Source organism: Variovorax sp. PBS-H4 (assembly GCF_901827205.1).
Taxonomy (GTDB): Bacteria; Pseudomonadota; Gammaproteobacteria; order Burkholderiales; family Burkholderiaceae_C; genus Variovorax.
Genome location: NZ_LR594675.1, coordinates 5,638,011 through 5,653,754, shown reverse-complemented (window position 1 = coordinate 5,653,754; position 15,744 = coordinate 5,638,011). Strand labels below are relative to the sequence as shown.

The window sequence follows — 15,744 nt, the reverse complement described above, 5'->3', positions numbered from 1 at the left end:
GTTCTTCAAAAACCGTGTAATAATCGAAGGCTTCGCTGATCGCAGCGGGGTTGGCAAGAAAGGCGCAGCGTGTTGCCTGTCTTGTGGGATCGTTAAAAATATACAGCCGATAAGCGTGGGCGTTTGAGGCGAATGGCCAAGTTCTTCGGAACGAAGCCTTTTAGGCTTTAAATGCTCATGAGAATAGAAGTGAAGTTCACTTCAATTCCGTTTTTATGAGTTTGTCTCGCGAGAGACGTTAAATTCAAGATCGAACTATAGAGTTTGATCCTGGCTCAGATTGAACGCTGGCGGCATGCCTTACACATGCAAGTCGAACGGCAGCACGGGAGCAATCCTGGTGGCGAGTGGCGAACGGGTGAGTAATACATCGGAACGTGCCCAATCGTGGGGGATAACGCAGCGAAAGCTGTGCTAATACCGCATGAGATCTACGGATGAAAGCAGGGGACCGCAAGGCCTTGCGCGAATGGAGCGGCCGATGGCAGATTAGGTAGTTGGTGAGGTAAAGGCTCACCAAGCCTGCGATCTGTAGCTGGTCTGAGAGGACGACCAGCCACACTGGGACTGAGACACGGCCCAGACTCCTACGGGAGGCAGCAGTGGGGAATTTTGGACAATGGGCGCAAGCCTGATCCAGCCATGCCGCGTGCAGGATGAAGGCCTTCGGGTTGTAAACTGCTTTTGTACGGAACGAAAAGGCTTTCTCTAATAAAGGGGGCTCATGACGGTACCGTAAGAATAAGCACCGGCTAACTACGTGCCAGCAGCCGCGGTAATACGTAGGGTGCAAGCGTTAATCGGAATTACTGGGCGTAAAGCGTGCGCAGGCGGTGATGTAAGACAGTTGTGAAATCCCCGGGCTCAACCTGGGAACTGCATCTGTGACTGCATCGCTGGAGTGCGGCAGAGGGGGATGGAATTCCGCGTGTAGCAGTGAAATGCGTAGATATGCGGAGGAACACCGATGGCGAAGGCAATCCCCTGGGCCTGCACTGACGCTCATGCACGAAAGCGTGGGGAGCAAACAGGATTAGATACCCTGGTAGTCCACGCCCTAAACGATGTCAACTGGTTGTTGGGTCTTCACTGACTCAGTAACGAAGCTAACGCGTGAAGTTGACCGCCTGGGGAGTACGGCCGCAAGGTTGAAACTCAAAGGAATTGACGGGGACCCGCACAAGCGGTGGATGATGTGGTTTAATTCGATGCAACGCGAAAAACCTTACCCACCTTTGACATGTACGGAATTTGCCAGAGATGGCTTAGTGCTCGAAAGAGAGCCGTAACACAGGTGCTGCATGGCTGTCGTCAGCTCGTGTCGTGAGATGTTGGGTTAAGTCCCGCAACGAGCGCAACCCTTGTCATTAGTTGCTACATTTGGTTGGGCACTCTAATGAGACTGCCGGTGACAAACCGGAGGAAGGTGGGGATGACGTCAAGTCCTCATGGCCCTTATAGGTGGGGCTACACACGTCATACAATGGCTGGTACAAAGGGTTGCCAACCCGCGAGGGGGAGCTAATCCCATAAAGCCAGTCGTAGTCCGGATCGCAGTCTGCAACTCGACTGCGTGAAGTCGGAATCGCTAGTAATCGTGGATCAGAATGTCACGGTGAATACGTTCCCGGGTCTTGTACACACCGCCCGTCACACCATGGGAGCGGGTTCTGCCAGAAGTAGTTAGCCTAACCGCAAGGAGGGCGATTACCACGGCAGGGTTCGTGACTGGGGTGAAGTCGTAACAAGGTAGCCGTATCGGAAGGTGCGGCTGGATCACCTCCTTTCTGGAAACAATGTCGTTCAAATTGAACGCCCACACTTATCGGTTGTTGGAAGAGGTCGATTTGTATCGGCCATGGGTCTGTAGCTCAGCTGGTTAGAGCACCGTCTTGATAAGGCGGGGGTCGTTGGTTCGAGCCCAACTAGACCCACCATCTTCTGATATCCAAGTGAGAGGACATCGGGGGATTAGCTCAGCTGGGAGAGCACCTGCTTTGCAAGCAGGGGGTCGTCGGTTCGATCCCGTCATCCTCCACCACCATTCTGATAATCTTCAACACCAAAGCGGCTTTGTGCGCGAGTGCGAGGCCTCTTTGTTGTTGATCGAAATTGTTCGATCAATCGGCTGTTCTTTAAAAATTCATAGAGTCGAATCAGCGTTGCTGATGGAAACCGCATATTCGTAAAGGTTTGGTGCGGACCGTGCCATCGGCAACAAGAATTTTTGATTGCGTCAAAACGAACTTTACTTCGAAGCAATTCGAATTAAAGACGGCATAACGCGTCAGGTGAAAGACCTGACAAATTCCTTGATGGGCTTTGGTTTCTGTGAAGAAACGTCAAAGTTATAGGGTCAAGTGAATAAGAGCATGTGGTGGATGCCTTGGCGATGATAGGCGACGAAGGACGTGATAGCCTGCGATAAGCTTCGGGGAGCTGGCAAATTAGCTTTGATCCGGAGATTTCCGAATGGGGAAACCCACCGAAAGGTATCGTTATCTGAATACATAGGGTAACGAGGCGAACCGGGTGAACTGAAACATCTCAGTAGCTCGAGGAAAAGACATCAACCGAGATTCCGAAAGTAGTGGCGAGCGAAATCGGAAGAGCCTGTTAGTGATAGCACAGAACTTAACGGAACGGCTTGGAAAGGCCGGCCATAGTGGGTGACAGCCCCGTACGTGAAAAGATTTGTGTGGTACTGAGCTGACGAAAAGTAGGGCGGGACACGAGAAATCCTGTCTGAAGATGGGGGGACCATCCTCCAAGGCTAAATACTCATCATCGACCGATAGTGAACTAGTACCGTGAGGGAAAGGCGAAAAGAACCCCGGGAGGGGAGTGAAATAGATCCTGAAACCGCATGCTTACAAAAAGTCGGAGCCCGCAAGGGTGACGGCGTACCTTTTGTATAATGGGTCAGCGACTTACATTCAGTGGCAAGGTTAACCGAATAGGGAAGCCGTAGAGAAATCGAGTCCGAATAGGGCGTCTAGTCGCTGGGTGTAGACCCGAAACCAAGTGATCTATCCATGGCCAGGATGAAGGTGCCGTAACAGGTACTGGAGGTCCGAACCGACTAGTGTTGCAAAACTAGCGGATGAGCTGTGGATAGGGGTGAAAGGCTAAACAAACTTGGAAATAGCTGGTTCTCTCCGAAAACTATTTAGGTAGTGCCTCAAGTATTACCGTCGGGGGTAGAGCACTGTTTTGGCTAGGGGGTCATGGCGACTTACCAAACCAAGGCAAACTCCGAATACCGACGAGTACAGCTTGGGAGACAGAGCACCGGGTGCTAACGTCCGGACTCAAGAGGGAAACAACCCAGACCGCCAGCTAAGGTCCCTAAAATTGGCTAAGTGGGAAACGAAGTGGGAAGGCTAAAACAGTCAGGATGTTGGCTTAGAAGCAGCCATCATTTAAAGAAAGCGTAATAGCTCACTGATCGAGTCGTCCTGCGCGGAAGATGTAACGGGGCTAAGCCAGTTACCGAAGCTGCGGATGCACAGTTTACTGTGCGTGGTAGGAGAGCGTTCTGTAAGCCTGTGAAGGTGCGTTGTAAAGCGTGCTGGAGGTATCAGAAGTGCGAATGCTGACATGAGTAGCGTTAAAGGGGGTGAAAAGCCCCCTCGCCGTAAGCGCAAGGTTTTCTACGCAACGTTCATCGGCGTAGAGTGAGTCGGCCCCTAAGGCGAGGCAGAGATGCGTAGCTGATGGGAAACAGGTCAATATTCCTGTACCGATGTGTAGTGCGATGTGGGGACGGATCTTAATAGGTCATCCGGGTGTTGGATATCCCGGTTTAGTTGGAAGTAGGCGTGCGTTAGGCAAATCCGGCGCACATATACCGAGGCCAACGATCGAGCCAGCTTGCTGGTGAAGTGACTGAACGAGGTTCCAGGAAAAGCCACTAAGCTTCAGCTGTACACGACCGTACCGCAAACCGACACTGGTGCGCGAGATGAGTATTCTAAGGCGCTTGAGAGAACTCAGGAGAAGGAACTCGGCAAATTGACACCGTAACTTCGGAAGAAGGTGTGCCCTATTAGTGTGAAGTGAACAACGGAGCATGAAAGGGTTGCAAAAAATCGGTGGCTGCGACTGTTTATTAAAAACACAGCACTCTGCAAACACGAAAGTGGACGTATAGGGTGTGACGCCTGCCCGGTGCTGGAAGATTAAATGATGGGGTGCAAGCTCTTGATTGAAGTCCCAGTAAACGGCGGCCGTAACTATAACGGTCCTAAGGTAGCGAAATTCCTTGTCGGGTAAGTTCCGACCTGCACGAATGGCGTAACGATGGCCACACTGTCTCCTCCTGAGACTCAGCGAAGTTGAAATGTTTGTGATGATGCAATCTCCCCGCGGAAAGACGGAAAGACCCCATGAACCTTTACTGTAGCTTTGTATTGGACTTTGAACAGATCTGTGTAGGATAGGTGGGAGGCTTTGAAGTGCAGTCGCTAGATTGCATGGAGCCAACGTTGAAATACCACCCTGGTGTGTTTGAGGTTCTAACCTAGGTCCATCATCTGGATCGGGGACAGTGCATGGTAGGCAGTTTGACTGGGGCGGTCTCCTCCCAAAGCGTAACGGAGGAGTTCGAAGGTACGCTAGTTACGGTCGGACATCGTGACGATAGTGCAATGGCATAAGCGTGCTTAACTGCGAGACTGACAAGTCGAGCAGATGCGAAAGCAGGACATAGTGATCCGGTGGTTCTGTATGGAAGGGCCATCGCTCAACGGATAAAAGGTACTCTGGGGATAACAGGCTGATACCGCCCAAGAGTTCATATCGACGGCGGTGTTTGGCACCTCGATGTCGGCTCATCTCATCCTGGGGCTGTAGCCGGTCCCAAGGGTATGGCTGTTCGCCATTTAAAGAGGTACGTGAGCTGGGTTTAAAACGTCGTGAGACAGTTTGGTCCCTATCTTCCGTGGGCGCTGCAGATTTGAGGAAGCCTGCTCCTAGTACGAGAGGACCGGAGTGGACACACCTCTGGTGTATCGGTTGTCACGCCAGTGGCATTGCCGAGTAGCTAAGTGTGGAAGAGATAACCGCTGAAAGCATCTAAGCGGGAAACTCGTTTCAAGATGAGATCTGCCGGGGCCTCGAGCCCCCTGAAGAGTCGTTCTAGACCAGGACGTTGATAGGTCGGGTGTGGAAGCGCAGTAATGCGTTAAGCTAACCGATACTAATTGCTCGTGCGGCTTGACCCTATAACTTTGATCTCCCTGATCAAGGTGTTATGCCAAGTGACGCAGTCAAATACCAAGCTGATTTAACTCTATGAATTCGCCATCTTGACCTCAACACCAAGATGGCTACCCTTTATGCCTGATGACCATAGCGAGGTGGTCCCACTCCTTCCCATCCCGAACAGGACAGTGAAACGCCTCAGCGCCGATGATAGTGCGGGTTCCCGTGTGAAAGTAGGTCATCGTCAGGCTCTTACAGCCACGAAAAGCCCAACCAGCAATGGTTGGGCTTTTTTGTTTTAGCCCGCCCCTTTGCCCGCACCCCTGTCGCTCGCCAACGCCATCAACTACAGCTTCAACCCAGGCAGCCGTTGACACGCTTCATCGTATCAAGGGGCGGAAAAATGATGGTGCGGGCTACGGGCGCTTGCACCAGCGCTTGGCACCTCGTGCCCACGATGCTTGCCGTGCACACGGGTCTCCACTCGAGCCTCTCGGCCACATCCTCGCCCATGCGTTGGGGGGTACAGTCGCAGGCACGGGTGATGCTGTCTGGCTCGTAGCAGATCTCCCGGCCCGGCCTTGTGCGCGCATTGCCTCGCGCTTGAACTGCTGCTTATCACGCTGCACAAACGGCCAAGCCGCGAGTTTCTCCAGCTCACGTTCCATCGCTGTTGGTCAGAGTCGATGGGCCTTTTCAGCAAGCTCTTCTGCTCAGCGTTGAAAGTTTCCGCGAATTCAACGGCTTGGGCACGACAATCGCGTGCGTGAGTTTGTCGACGGTCGCTTGTTCATGGTCGCGACGCTCGGTCCCGAGCTGATAGGGCCGGAGCCATTCTTCTGAGGGAGATCATCATCTTGCGCACGCTGGCAGCCGACTGACATTGGGAAGCTCGAGGCGGGCCGCGGCCCTTCGTCAAGATGAGTCAGCCGACTGCGTCTCACAACACCCAGCAATCGACAACCGCGCCCGCAAGTAGGCACTCAAGCCGTAGTGTCCGTGCGAAGCTGGCGCCGAAGGATTTTTCCGACATTCGTCTTCGGCAGGCTATCCCGGAACTCAATGTGCTTGGGCCGCTTGTACCCGGTCAACTCATTGGCACAGTAGCGCGCCACGGCATCCTCGGTCAGGGTGAGATCTTTGCGAACCACGAACACCTTGATCGCCTCGCCCTGCTTTTCGTCGGGTACTCCGATCGCCGCGCATTCGATCACGCCGGGGCACAACGAGATCACGTTCTCGAGTTCGTTTGGAAATACGTTGAAGCCGCTCACGAGGATCATGTCCTTCTTGCGGTCGACGATCCGGCTGTAGCCGTCCTCCTGCATGATGGCAATGTCTCCGGTTCGCATGAAGCCGTCGATCGTGAATGCCGCCGCACTTTCGGCAGGCTGGTTGTAGTAACCGGTCATTACGTTGGGCCCCTTGATGCAGAGCTCGCCCGCCTCGCCGACTGGCAGCGAGCGGCCTTCGTCATCCTTGATCGAGACCTCGATGCCTGGCAGGGGTAGGCCGATGGTGCCCGTGAACACGGTGTTTGAAACTGGGTTGTTCGTTCCTATCGCGCAGGTCTCGCTCATGCCCCAGCCTTCGATCATCGGGCAGCCTGTGGTCTCGAACCACTTGCGGGCCGTGCCTTCGGATGCCGCCATCCCTCCGGCCTGGGAAACGACAAGTGTGGAGAAGTCCACGGTCTTGAACTCTGGATGCACCAGCAACGCATTGAACAGCGTGTTCACCGCCGGCAGCATATGAAAGGGCCTCTTCTTGAGCACGGCGATGAACTTGTCGATATCACGAGGATTGGGGATCAGCGTGAGATGCGATCCCAGGCGAATCGCAAGAAGACACAGCGTCAGCGCGAAGATGTGATAGAGCGGTAGAGCTGCAATACTGTTGACCTTGGACGTGTCGCCTGCGCGCTCAAGAGCCGGCATGAACCATGCCTCCGCCTGAAGCGTAGCAGCGATGATGTTGCGATGCGTCAGCACGGCACCTTTTGACAGCCCTGTGGTGCCTCCTGTGTATTGCAGAAAGGCGACAGAGTCGAGCGTGCTCGTGTCGGGCGCGAGCTTGAGTCGCTCGCCTTCAGCGATCATCTTCGAAAATTCGATAACGGTGCGGCCCTTGTCGAGCGGGAGCTTGTAGGGCGGCACCATCTTCGCGAGATGCCGTACCGCGAGCGTGATCCAGGGGCCTCGAAGGGTTCCCAGCAGGTCACCCATCGAAGCAATGACTACGTGCTTGAGCTCGGTCTGCTCAATGACGTGTTCGAGTGTTGCCGCAAAGTTTTCGAGAATAACGATCGCCGTTGCACCGGAATCCTTCAGCTGGTGCTCCAGCTCGCGTGCGGTGTATAGCGGATTGACATTGACACAGGTATAGCCGGCACGCAGCACCCCCGCCATGGTGACTGCGAATTGAGGCACGTTGGGCAGCATGATGGCCACCCGAGCTCCCGCTGCGAGCCCGCGCGCCTGGAGCCAGGCCCCAAGCGCCCCGGATAAGTTGTCGAGTTCCGCGTAGCTCATCCACTTTTCCATGCAGACCGAGAAGGGACGCTTTGCGTAGCGCGCGAACGACTCCTCGAACATGTGAGCGAGCGAACGGTATTGCTCGGGATTCACCTCATGCGGCATGCCCGGCGGATAGTTCTTCAAGACGGCAGATTGCATGCGAACTCCTTTCCGGGGATTGTCGAAGCGAGCCGGGCGTCATCACCAGGGGGCTTGTCCCAGGATCGCGCCGGACCATGTCGCGCATGCGATAGTCAACCGCATGGTCGCGCGCCTTCAACAATGCATCGTATTGGCTTGGCTGCTGGCCGCTGCTGCATGGACGGGCAGCTGGTGGTCGCGCGCGCCCAGCGTGGCTCTGAGCGGTTTACTGGTCTTGAGCTCGGCCCACGCAGCTTTCCTGGCGTTGGAGTTTATTGCGGGCTATCGCGTCAGCAGGCAAGACCCATTGGGACAGGCTACTGCAAGCCAGTGCGCGCGAGCGTGGGTCGTCGAGAGCTGGGCGGCGTTGAAGGTGTTCTGCTGGCAACAGCCGTTCCGCTCACGAGCAGTTGCCGACTATTTGCCCATGAACAACGGACATCGCGGCGTAGTGCTGCTCCACGGTTTCATGTGCAATCGCGGGTTCTGGAATCCCTGGCTTCGGCAACTTCGTGCGGCGGAACACGCTTTCATTGCCGTCGATCTCGAACCCCTCTTCGGCTCCATCGATCACTATGTGGCGGTACTGGACGAGGCGATCTTGCGTGTGACCGCAGCCACCGGACTCCCGCCGGTCCTGATTTGCCATAGCATGGGCGGCTTGGCCGCGAGAGCCTGGCTGCGCACCGCCAACCCGGCGCGAGTGCGTCGTATCGTCACGATCGGCACGCCCCACCGAGGCACTTGGATGGCACGTTTTGGCCATTCGGCAAACGGGCGTCAGATGCGAACAGATGGCGAATGGATCCGGCAAATGGAAAGCGCCTGCACTAGCGCACATGAGGTGCCGTTCACTTGCTGGTATTCGAACTGTGACAACATCGTGTTTCCGACCTCTTCGGCCACGCTACCTGCCGCAGACAACCGGCTCGTGCCAGGGCGGGGGCATGTGGAAATGGCATTTGTGTCAAGCCTGCGGCAGCAGACACTCGCACTGCTTGACGAATGAAGAGCCGTCGCTTACCAAGAGGACTCGCCCGGCAGCAGCACACCAGCCTCGATGTCGGGTTGCCGGGAGAGCGCCTGATAAAGCGGCGTGAAGTCCGGCGCCGTGAGGTCGAAGAGTTGAGTGAAGGTGTCGATCACGAAGTAGTTGCGCTGGTAGGTGTCGATCTTGTAGCGCGTGCGCATGGCTCGCAGCAGATCGAGTGGCAAGCGGAGCGGCTCCGTGCTGCGCACCGCATGCTTCAACTCGCCCACCGAACTCAGGATGCCGGCGCCGTAGGCGCGCAAACCTTCGGGCTGACGAATAAGCCCGAACTCGACCGTGTACCAGTAGAGCCGCGCCAGCTTCTCGCCCGCGTCGAGGTCGTGCGCCTTCATGCCACCTCGCCCGTAGCGCTGCACGTAGTCGGCAAACGTGGGGTCGAAGAGCATGGGAACATGACCGAACAGATCGTGGAACACGTCCGGTTCGACGATGTAGTCAAACTCCTCCGGTTTGCGGATCCAGTCCGTGACAGGAAACTTGCGATTTGCCAACAGCGTGAAGAAGGGTAGTTCTGGAATCAATCCCGGAACCGCCACGATCTCCCAGCGGGTCGCCTTGTAGAGCCGTTCATTGATCTCGTCGAAGCGCGGAATACGGTCTTTGATGCCTAGCAGCGGCAGTGATTCGATGAACGTGTTGCACGCCAACCCAGGCAACTGCGCGGCCTGCCGTTCATAGAGACGCCGGTAGGTGTCGTGATCGGCCGGTGTGTAGCTGGCCCAGTCCTGCGGGCAGGTGTAGTCGGCGAGCACCGCGCCGCCGCGCGAATAGTTGCCGCGCGGTGGCCGGTCCGAATCGCCGTAGACCGCGGGCATGACTGCACCTGAAGGCGTCTCCATGGAATGCTCCGAAAGATGGTTACTTGAGCCAACGGTCCATCACGCGCTGGAACTCGCCGCCCGCTCGTGCCAGGTGCAGCCACTGGTCGACGTAAGCCTTGAATGCCACGTCGTCGCGCGGCAGCATCCAAGCCATTTCGCCGTACTGAAGCGGCTTGTCAGGATTGATGGCGCACAGGCCAGGCCGCAGCTTCTGCTGCGTGATGGCCTCGGCTGCTTCCGTCACGAAGACATCGGCACGGTTCGCCAGGATCTCGTCGAAGATCGTGACGTTCTCGCCGTGCTGCGTGAGCCGGGCTCGCTTGAAGTTGGCACGCGCAAAGCGCTCGTTGCTGCCGCCAGGATTGAAGATCACTCGCACCTCGGGCGTGTCGATGGCGGCGACGCTTTGATATTTGGCGACATCGGCGCAACGCGCAAGCGGCGTCTTGCCGTTGATCATGTAAGGCGCGCTGAAAAAGGCCCGCTTTTGTCGCTCGGTGGTCACCGAGACCCCGCCCACGGCGAGGTCGCACTTGCCGGCAGCGAGGTCGGGCAGCAGGTTGGCCCAGGTCGTCTTGACCCATTCCGGCTTCGCATTGAGGCTGCTGCCGAAGCTCGTCATCAACTCGACGTCAATCCCCTCGTAGCTCGCATCGGCCTTCTGGAAGCTGAAGGGCTTGTAGTCGCCCGGCGTGCAGATGCGCAGCACGCCTGCCTTCTGCACTGCATCGAGATGTGAAGCGGCCCCGGCCTGCGGCTGCTGCTGCGCATTCGTTGCGCAGGCACCGAGGACGATGACCGCAGCCGCGATCGATGAACAGCGAATCAAAAAGCTGGGGCGCATTCCTTGCTCCTGTATCTGATGGAGCAACTATTGTGCGGCGCTCACGACGCCGCGGCGTATCTGGTCGAGCTCGATGCTCTCGAACAGGGCCTTGAAGTTGCCGTTGCCGAAGCCGTCGTCTCCTTTGCGCTGGATGAACTCGAAGAAGATCGGTCCTAACTGGTTCTCGCTGAAGATCTGCAGCAGCAAGGCGTCCTTCTTGCCATCGATCAGGATCTTGCGCTCGTGAAGTTCCTCCACGCTTTCGCCGTGGCCCGGGATGCGCTTGTCCACCAGTTCGTAGTAGGTGTCGATGGTGTCGAGCAGCTTGACGCCGTTGGCGCGCAGCGCATCGACCGTCTTGTACAGATCGTCCGAACCCATTGCGATATGCTGAATGCCTTCCCCGCGATACAGGTCCAGGTACTCCTGGATCTGGCCAGGCTGCTCCTTCCCTTCCTCGTTGATCGGGATGCGGATCTTGCCGCACGGGCTGGTCATCGCCTTGCTCTTCACGCCCGTCACCTGGCCCTCGATGTCGAAGTACTTGATCTCGCGGAAGTTGAACAGGCGCTCGTAGAAGTCGGCCCACTCGTTCATGCGGCCGCGGTGCACGTTGTGGGTCAGGTGGTCGATGTATGTCAGGCCGTTGCCTTCGGGCGCGAGCGCCTGCTGCGCCGTCAGGCCGGGCAGGGCTTCGAAGTCGACGTCGTAGAACCCGATGTTGCCGATGTCGCCCGGCTGCGCGCCGTTCTTGCCGCGCCAGCGGTCGACCAGGTAGATCAGGCTGTCGCCGATGCCCTTGATCGCAGGGATGTTCAGTTCACCAGGCCCGGCCTTGTCGGCAAAACCCCAGGCGCCGAGCGAGGTCGCGCGTTCGTAGGCGGCCTTGGCGTCTTGCACGCGGAACGCGATGGCGCAGACGCTGGGTCCGTGCTGACGCGCGAAGCGCTGGGCGAAGGAGTCCGGCTCCGCATTCACGATGAAATTGATCGTGCCCTGGCGATACAGCAGCACGTTCTTGTGGCGATGCTTGGCCACGGCCTTGAAGCCCATGCGCTCGAAGACCTGGCCCATGGCGGCCGGATCAGGGGCAGCGTATTCGATGAACTCGAAGCCGTCCGTGCCCATGGGGTTGTCCCACGGGGTGAAGGCGGGTGCGTCGGCAGTGCTCATGGGGGCGTCTCCAGAAAGAGGGGTAAAGGGGGTTATTCAGTGTGGCGCCCGCGGTCGCGCTGGGCAGGTGTTGAACTGTAAAAGCGCCGGTCGTCATGATTTAAGCGTAATCAGGCACGAGCCACCTTGAAAACGCATAAAAACTGCGAAAATGAAGAAATGGACGCACTCGACAAGCTGGATAGACTCATCTTGCGCACTCTCCAGAGCGACGGCCGGGCCACTTACGACCAACTCGCCGAAAAGGTCAGCCTTTCGCCGAGCGCGGTGCTGCGGAGGGTCCGGAGGCTGGAAGAGAGCGGCGTCATCGACCGCTACGTTGCGCTGGTGAAGCCCGAAGCGGTGGGGCTCGGTCTCACTGCATACCTGAATGTCCGTCTCGAGAAGCACACCGAAACGCACAAGCGCAACCCCATGGATCTGTTCCGAGCCAGTGTCCAGACCTGGCCAGAGGTAGTGGAATGCGCAGCGTTGACGGGGGAAATGGACTATTTATTGCGTGTGGTGGTCGCCGATATGGCGCACTACAGCCGTTTCATCATGGACACGCTGCTCAAGCACCCCAGCGTGGAAGACTGCAAGACCAGCTTTGTCCTGGATCGGGTGAAGGCCACCACTGCGGTGCCGATATAACAGAGACGAACGAATGCTCGCTACGCCACGTTGGCGTCAACGTAATCTTATGAATTACTTTTTAGTCCCTACAACGGTGTCGTTTAGGGGAAAACCCTTATATTGGAGCCATGCATACCGCCAAGGCACTTCTCAAAGCCTCACTCGGCATCGGCTCCTTTCTGAAAGCGCCCATGGTTGAAGCCCAGCCGCGCTCCGCCGCGCCCGCCCCCGTGATGGTGCCGATCCGCTCCATCGGGCCGCGCGAGCGTGATCGCATTGCGCAGCATCTGCTCGCGCTGGGGCCTCACGACCGTTACCTGCGCTTCGGCTACGCCGCGTCCGACGAGCAAATCCAGCGCTATGTCGACGGCCTCGATTTCGATCGGGACGAGCTCTTCGGCATCTATAACCGCCGCCTCGACCTCATCGCGATGGCGCACCTCGCTTTTGCCCCGGACGATCAGCTCAAGGATTGCGCCGAGTTCGGCGTCTCCGTCGCGGAGCATGCACGCGGCCGCGGCTATGGCGCCCGCCTGTTCGAGCGTGCGGCCGTGATCGCGCGCAACGAGGGCGTGGGCATGCTCTTCATCCACGCGCTGAGCGAGAACACGGCCATGCTCAAGATTGCGCGCAATGCCGGTGCCACGGTGGTGCGCAGCGGCTCCGAATCCGAAGCCCATCTGCAATTGCCTAATGCCACGTTCGACAGCCGCATGAGCGAGATCGCACTCGAGCACTACGCCGAGGTCGATTTCCAGCTGAAGACACGTGCCAAGCAGTTCTGGGCCTTGCTGGCCACTCTGCAGGAGATCCGTAGCGGCGTTCGCGCCGCGCGCGAGCAGTCCGCCCCTTGATTACCCGGTAGCCGCAGGCGACCAGCGGAGCCCCGCGGGGCCGGTCCATTCCGGTATCCTTGCGATTCCCCAACTTCGCCCTCCCGCAGTGGCTGACCCTCACCCCGACCGCGCACCCGTTGAACGCGAGGACAAGCGCAGTTTCCTGCAGAAACTGGCCGAGTTCATTCATCCCGGCCCAGACTCGCGCGACGAGCTGATCGAAACCCTCGCCGACGCCGAAGACAACGACGTGATCGGCGCCGAGTCTCGCGTCATGCTCGAAGGCGTCCTGCGCATGGCGGACATGAGCGCCGGCGACGTAATGGTTGCGGCGCCGCGGATGGACCTGGTCAACATCGATGCGCCGTACGAGTCGCTGCTCAACCTGGTGATCGACACGGCGCATTCGCGCTTTCCGGTCTACGAGGGCGAGAAGGAAAACATCATCGGCATCCTGCTCGCGAAGGACCTGCTCAAGCTGCAGCGCGCGCCCGGGCTCAACATTCGAGCGCTGCTGCGTCCCGCCACCTTCGTGCCCGAGAGCAAAGGCCTGAACGATCTGCTGCGTGAATTTCGGGGAAACCGCAACCACCTGGCGATCGTGATCGACGAGTTCGGCCGCGTTGCCGGGCTCATCACCATCGAGGACGTCCTTGAGCAGATCGTCGGCGAAATCGAAGACGAATTCGACATCGCCGAGGACGAGGGCGACATTTTCGGCCTGGCCGACCGCACCTACCGCGTCTCGGGCGACACACCCATCGAGCGTGTGGGCGAGGCCTTCGGCATCGTTTTCGACGAGGAGATGCTGAACGAGGACTTCGACACCATCGGAGGCCTGATCGCGCACGAAATGGGCCATGTCCCCAAGCGCGGCGAGCACTATGCGCTGGGTGCCTTCGACTTCGTCGTGCTCCACACGAAGGGCGGCGCCGTGCGCTGGTTCAAGGTCTCGCCAGCCCGCGGCGACGACGCGGGCGATTGAAAACGCCGGTGCGCGCGCTGGGCCTCGGATTCGCAGGGCTCGCCCAGGCGGTATCGATCGCGGCTCCCTGGAACGGCCAGCCCTTGTGGTGGCTTCAACTGCTTTCGCTGGCCGCGCTGGTCTGGCAGCTCGACGCACTTAGGGATCGCACCGAGCCGCGGCGCTCGTGGCGCAGTGCGGTGCTCTACGGCTGGGTATTCTCGACGGCTTGGCTGTGCGGCACCTTCTGGTGGCTCTTCGTCTCGATGCACACCTACGGCGGGCTCGCTGCACCGCTGGCCGCGATGGCCGTGCTGGCACTGTCGGCGGCCCTGTCGCTGTACTACGGGGCTGCCGCGGCCATTTATGTCGCATTCGCACCTGTGCATCGGACGGGCGCCGTGCTCCTGTTCGCCGCTGCCTGGACTTTGGCTGAGCTGTTGCGCAACAGCCTGTTCACAGGGTTCCCCTGGGGCGCCGGCGGTTACGCCCACGTCGATGGTCCGCTCGCAGCTTATGCACCATGGCTGGGTACGTATGGCGTCGGCGCGGCCGCTGCCGCGATCGCGACGCTCGCAGCAGCCGCGTTGCGCACCGCGCGAGCCGGCACGCGAGTGCGTGATCTCGGCGTGGCCCTGATCCTCCTGGCGGCACCTGCGCTCTTCGCCGCCGTGCACGGCACACCCGATGAGGCGGCGCGCTCGCGCGGCCGCATCGACGTGGCGCTGCTGCAAGGCAATATCCCGCAGGACGAGAAGTTCATTCCCGGCGGCGGGATCGCCACTGCGCTGCAGTGGTACGGAGAGCAACTGCTGCGCGCCACGGCCCCGCTGGTGATCACGCCCGAAACCGCGCTGCCGCTGCTGCCTTCACAACTGCCGCCCGGTTACCTCGAAGCCATCTCGGCGCGCTACACGAACGGCTCCCAGACTGCGATCGTCGGCCTGCCGCTGGGCAATGGCCGCGTCTACACCAACACCGTGCTCGGCTTCGGGCCCGGGCGCAGCGCACCTTACCGGTACGACAAGCACCACCTCGTGCCCTTCGGCGAATTCGTACCTGGCTTGTTCCGGTGGTTCACCGACATGATGAACATTCCGCTCGGCGACTTTCAGAGCGGCGGCCTCGCGCAGCCGCCGCTGGACTGGCAAGGGCAGCGCATCGCGCCCAACATCTGCTACGAGGACCTGTTCGGCGACGAGATCGGCGCCAACTTCCGCGAAGAGGCAAGCGCGCCCACGATCCTGCTCAACGTGAGCAACATCGCCTGGTTCGGCGATACGCTGGCAATCGACCAGCACCTCGCCATTTCGCGCATGCGTGCGCTCGAATTCCAAAGGCCGATGGTGCGTGCCACCAACACGGGCGCCACCGCGGTGATCGATCATCGTGGCCGCGTCACGCACGCGCTGCCGCGTCTCACGCGTGGCGTGCTGGCCGCGTCGGTCGAAGGCCGCGCAGGGATCACGCCCTACGCATGGTGGGTCTCGCGCTTCGGGCTGTGGCCGTTGTGGGGCATGGCGATCGCCATCGTCGCGGCTGCGTCCTTCTTCGTGCGGCGACCGTCCGGCCGCGCAGGCTCCCCGGCTTGAAAGA

General features: G+C 58.9%; 9 protein-coding genes, 2 tRNA genes and 3 rRNA genes. 10 read left to right on the top strand and 4 right to left on the bottom strand.

The window, feature by feature from the left end; all coding sequences use genetic code 11:
• The first annotated feature begins 252 nt into the window (after positions 1-252).
• The 5 genes from E5CHR_RS27015 (at position 253) to rrf (ending at position 5,455) form a co-directional block, all read left to right on the top strand.
• Positions 253-1,787 (top strand): 16S ribosomal RNA (locus tag E5CHR_RS27015).
• A gap of 73 nt (positions 1,788-1,860) precedes the next feature.
• A tRNA-Ile gene (locus tag E5CHR_RS27010) sits at positions 1,861-1,937 on the top strand.
• 28 nt (positions 1,938-1,965) lie between these two features.
• Positions 1,966-2,041, top strand: a tRNA-Ala gene (locus tag E5CHR_RS27005).
• A gap of 313 nt (positions 2,042-2,354) precedes the next feature.
• Positions 2,355-5,225, top strand: a 23S ribosomal RNA gene (locus tag E5CHR_RS27000).
• 117 nt (positions 5,226-5,342) lie between these two features.
• Positions 5,343-5,455: ribosomal RNA gene (gene rrf, locus E5CHR_RS26995) — 5S ribosomal RNA — on the top strand.
• The 16S, 23S and 5S rRNA genes sit together here with 2 tRNA genes alongside, the layout of an rRNA operon.
• 733 nt (positions 5,456-6,188) lie before the next feature.
• Here rrf and E5CHR_RS26990 read toward each other — a convergent pair.
• Positions 6,189-7,880: an AMP-binding protein gene (locus E5CHR_RS26990; protein WP_162582844.1), complete on the bottom strand. Its 1,692-nt coding sequence runs from the start codon at positions 7,878-7,880 to the stop codon at positions 6,189-6,191.
• A 103-nt stretch (positions 7,881-7,983) separates the two neighbouring features.
• Between E5CHR_RS26990 and E5CHR_RS26985 the strand changes: the two genes are divergently transcribed.
• Positions 7,984-8,871: an alpha/beta fold hydrolase gene (locus tag E5CHR_RS26985; RefSeq protein WP_162582843.1), complete on the top strand. Its 888-nt coding sequence runs from the start codon at positions 7,984-7,986 to the stop codon at positions 8,869-8,871.
• Between the two features lie 11 nt (positions 8,872-8,882).
• On the opposite strand, the gene phhA is transcribed toward E5CHR_RS26985, so the two are convergent.
• Genes phhA through hppD form a run of 3 tightly spaced genes read right to left on the bottom strand, consistent with a single transcriptional unit; the run spans position 8,883 to position 11,733 of the window.
• The gene (gene phhA, locus E5CHR_RS26980; protein WP_162582841.1) at positions 8,883-9,752 is read right to left on the bottom strand and encodes a phenylalanine 4-monooxygenase; all 870 of its coding nucleotides are present in this window, start codon (positions 9,750-9,752) and stop codon (positions 8,883-8,885) included.
• A 19-nt stretch (positions 9,753-9,771) separates the two neighbouring features.
• Positions 9,772-10,578, bottom strand: coding sequence for a transporter substrate-binding domain-containing protein (locus E5CHR_RS26975; RefSeq protein ID WP_162582839.1), 807 nt, complete (start codon positions 10,576-10,578; stop codon positions 9,772-9,774).
• Between the two features lie 27 nt (positions 10,579-10,605).
• A complete protein-coding gene (gene hppD, locus E5CHR_RS26970) occupies positions 10,606-11,733 on the bottom strand; it encodes a 4-hydroxyphenylpyruvate dioxygenase (RefSeq protein ID WP_162582837.1) in 1,128 nt (375 codons plus the stop codon).
• Positions 11,734-11,892: 159 nt separating this feature from the next.
• Here hppD and E5CHR_RS26965 point away from each other — a divergent pair, with 159 nt between their 5' ends.
• The 4 genes from E5CHR_RS26965 (at position 11,893) to lnt (ending at position 15,740) form a co-directional block, all read left to right on the top strand.
• Positions 11,893-12,366, top strand: a complete 474-nt coding sequence (locus E5CHR_RS26965) for an Lrp/AsnC family transcriptional regulator (RefSeq protein WP_068684561.1) — start codon at positions 11,893-11,895, stop codon at positions 12,364-12,366.
• Positions 12,367-12,476: 110 nt separating this feature from the next.
• Complete coding sequence (locus E5CHR_RS26960) at positions 12,477-13,202, top strand: GNAT family N-acetyltransferase (protein ID WP_162582834.1); 726 nt, start codon at positions 12,477-12,479, stop codon at positions 13,200-13,202.
• An 88-nt stretch (positions 13,203-13,290) separates the two neighbouring features.
• On the top strand, positions 13,291-14,169 hold the full coding sequence (locus tag E5CHR_RS26955) for an HlyC/CorC family transporter (RefSeq protein ID WP_162582832.1): 879 nt from the start codon (positions 13,291-13,293) through the stop codon (positions 14,167-14,169).
• The gene (gene lnt, locus E5CHR_RS26950) at positions 14,166-15,740 is read left to right on the top strand and encodes an apolipoprotein N-acyltransferase (RefSeq protein WP_162582830.1); all 1,575 of its coding nucleotides are present in this window, start codon (positions 14,166-14,168) and stop codon (positions 15,738-15,740) included. The genes E5CHR_RS26955 and lnt overlap by 4 nt, the downstream gene beginning before the upstream one ends.
• Positions 15,741-15,744: the final 4 nt, after the last annotated feature.

Bases quoted from the DNA above. Each gene is read 5' to 3' on its own strand.
- E5CHR_RS26985 (WP_162582843.1), top strand. From the start codon at position 7,984: ATGGTCGCGCGCCTTCAACAATGCATCGTATTGGCTTGGCTGCTGGCC.
- E5CHR_RS26990 (WP_162582844.1), bottom strand. From the start codon at position 7,880: ATGCAATCTGCCGTCTTGAAGAACTATCCGCCGGGCATGCCGCATGAG.
- E5CHR_RS26975 (WP_162582839.1), bottom strand. From the start codon at position 10,578: ATGCGCCCCAGCTTTTTGATTCGCTGTTCATCGATCGCGGCTGCGGTC.
- E5CHR_RS26960 (WP_162582834.1), top strand. From the start codon at position 12,477: ATGCATACCGCCAAGGCACTTCTCAAAGCCTCACTCGGCATCGGCTCC.
- hppD (WP_162582837.1), bottom strand. From the start codon at position 11,733: ATGAGCACTGCCGACGCACCCGCCTTCACCCCGTGGGACAACCCCATG.
- phhA (WP_162582841.1), bottom strand. From the start codon at position 9,752: ATGGAGACGCCTTCAGGTGCAGTCATGCCCGCGGTCTACGGCGATTCG.
- E5CHR_RS26965 (WP_068684561.1), top strand. From the start codon at position 11,893: ATGGACGCACTCGACAAGCTGGATAGACTCATCTTGCGCACTCTCCAG.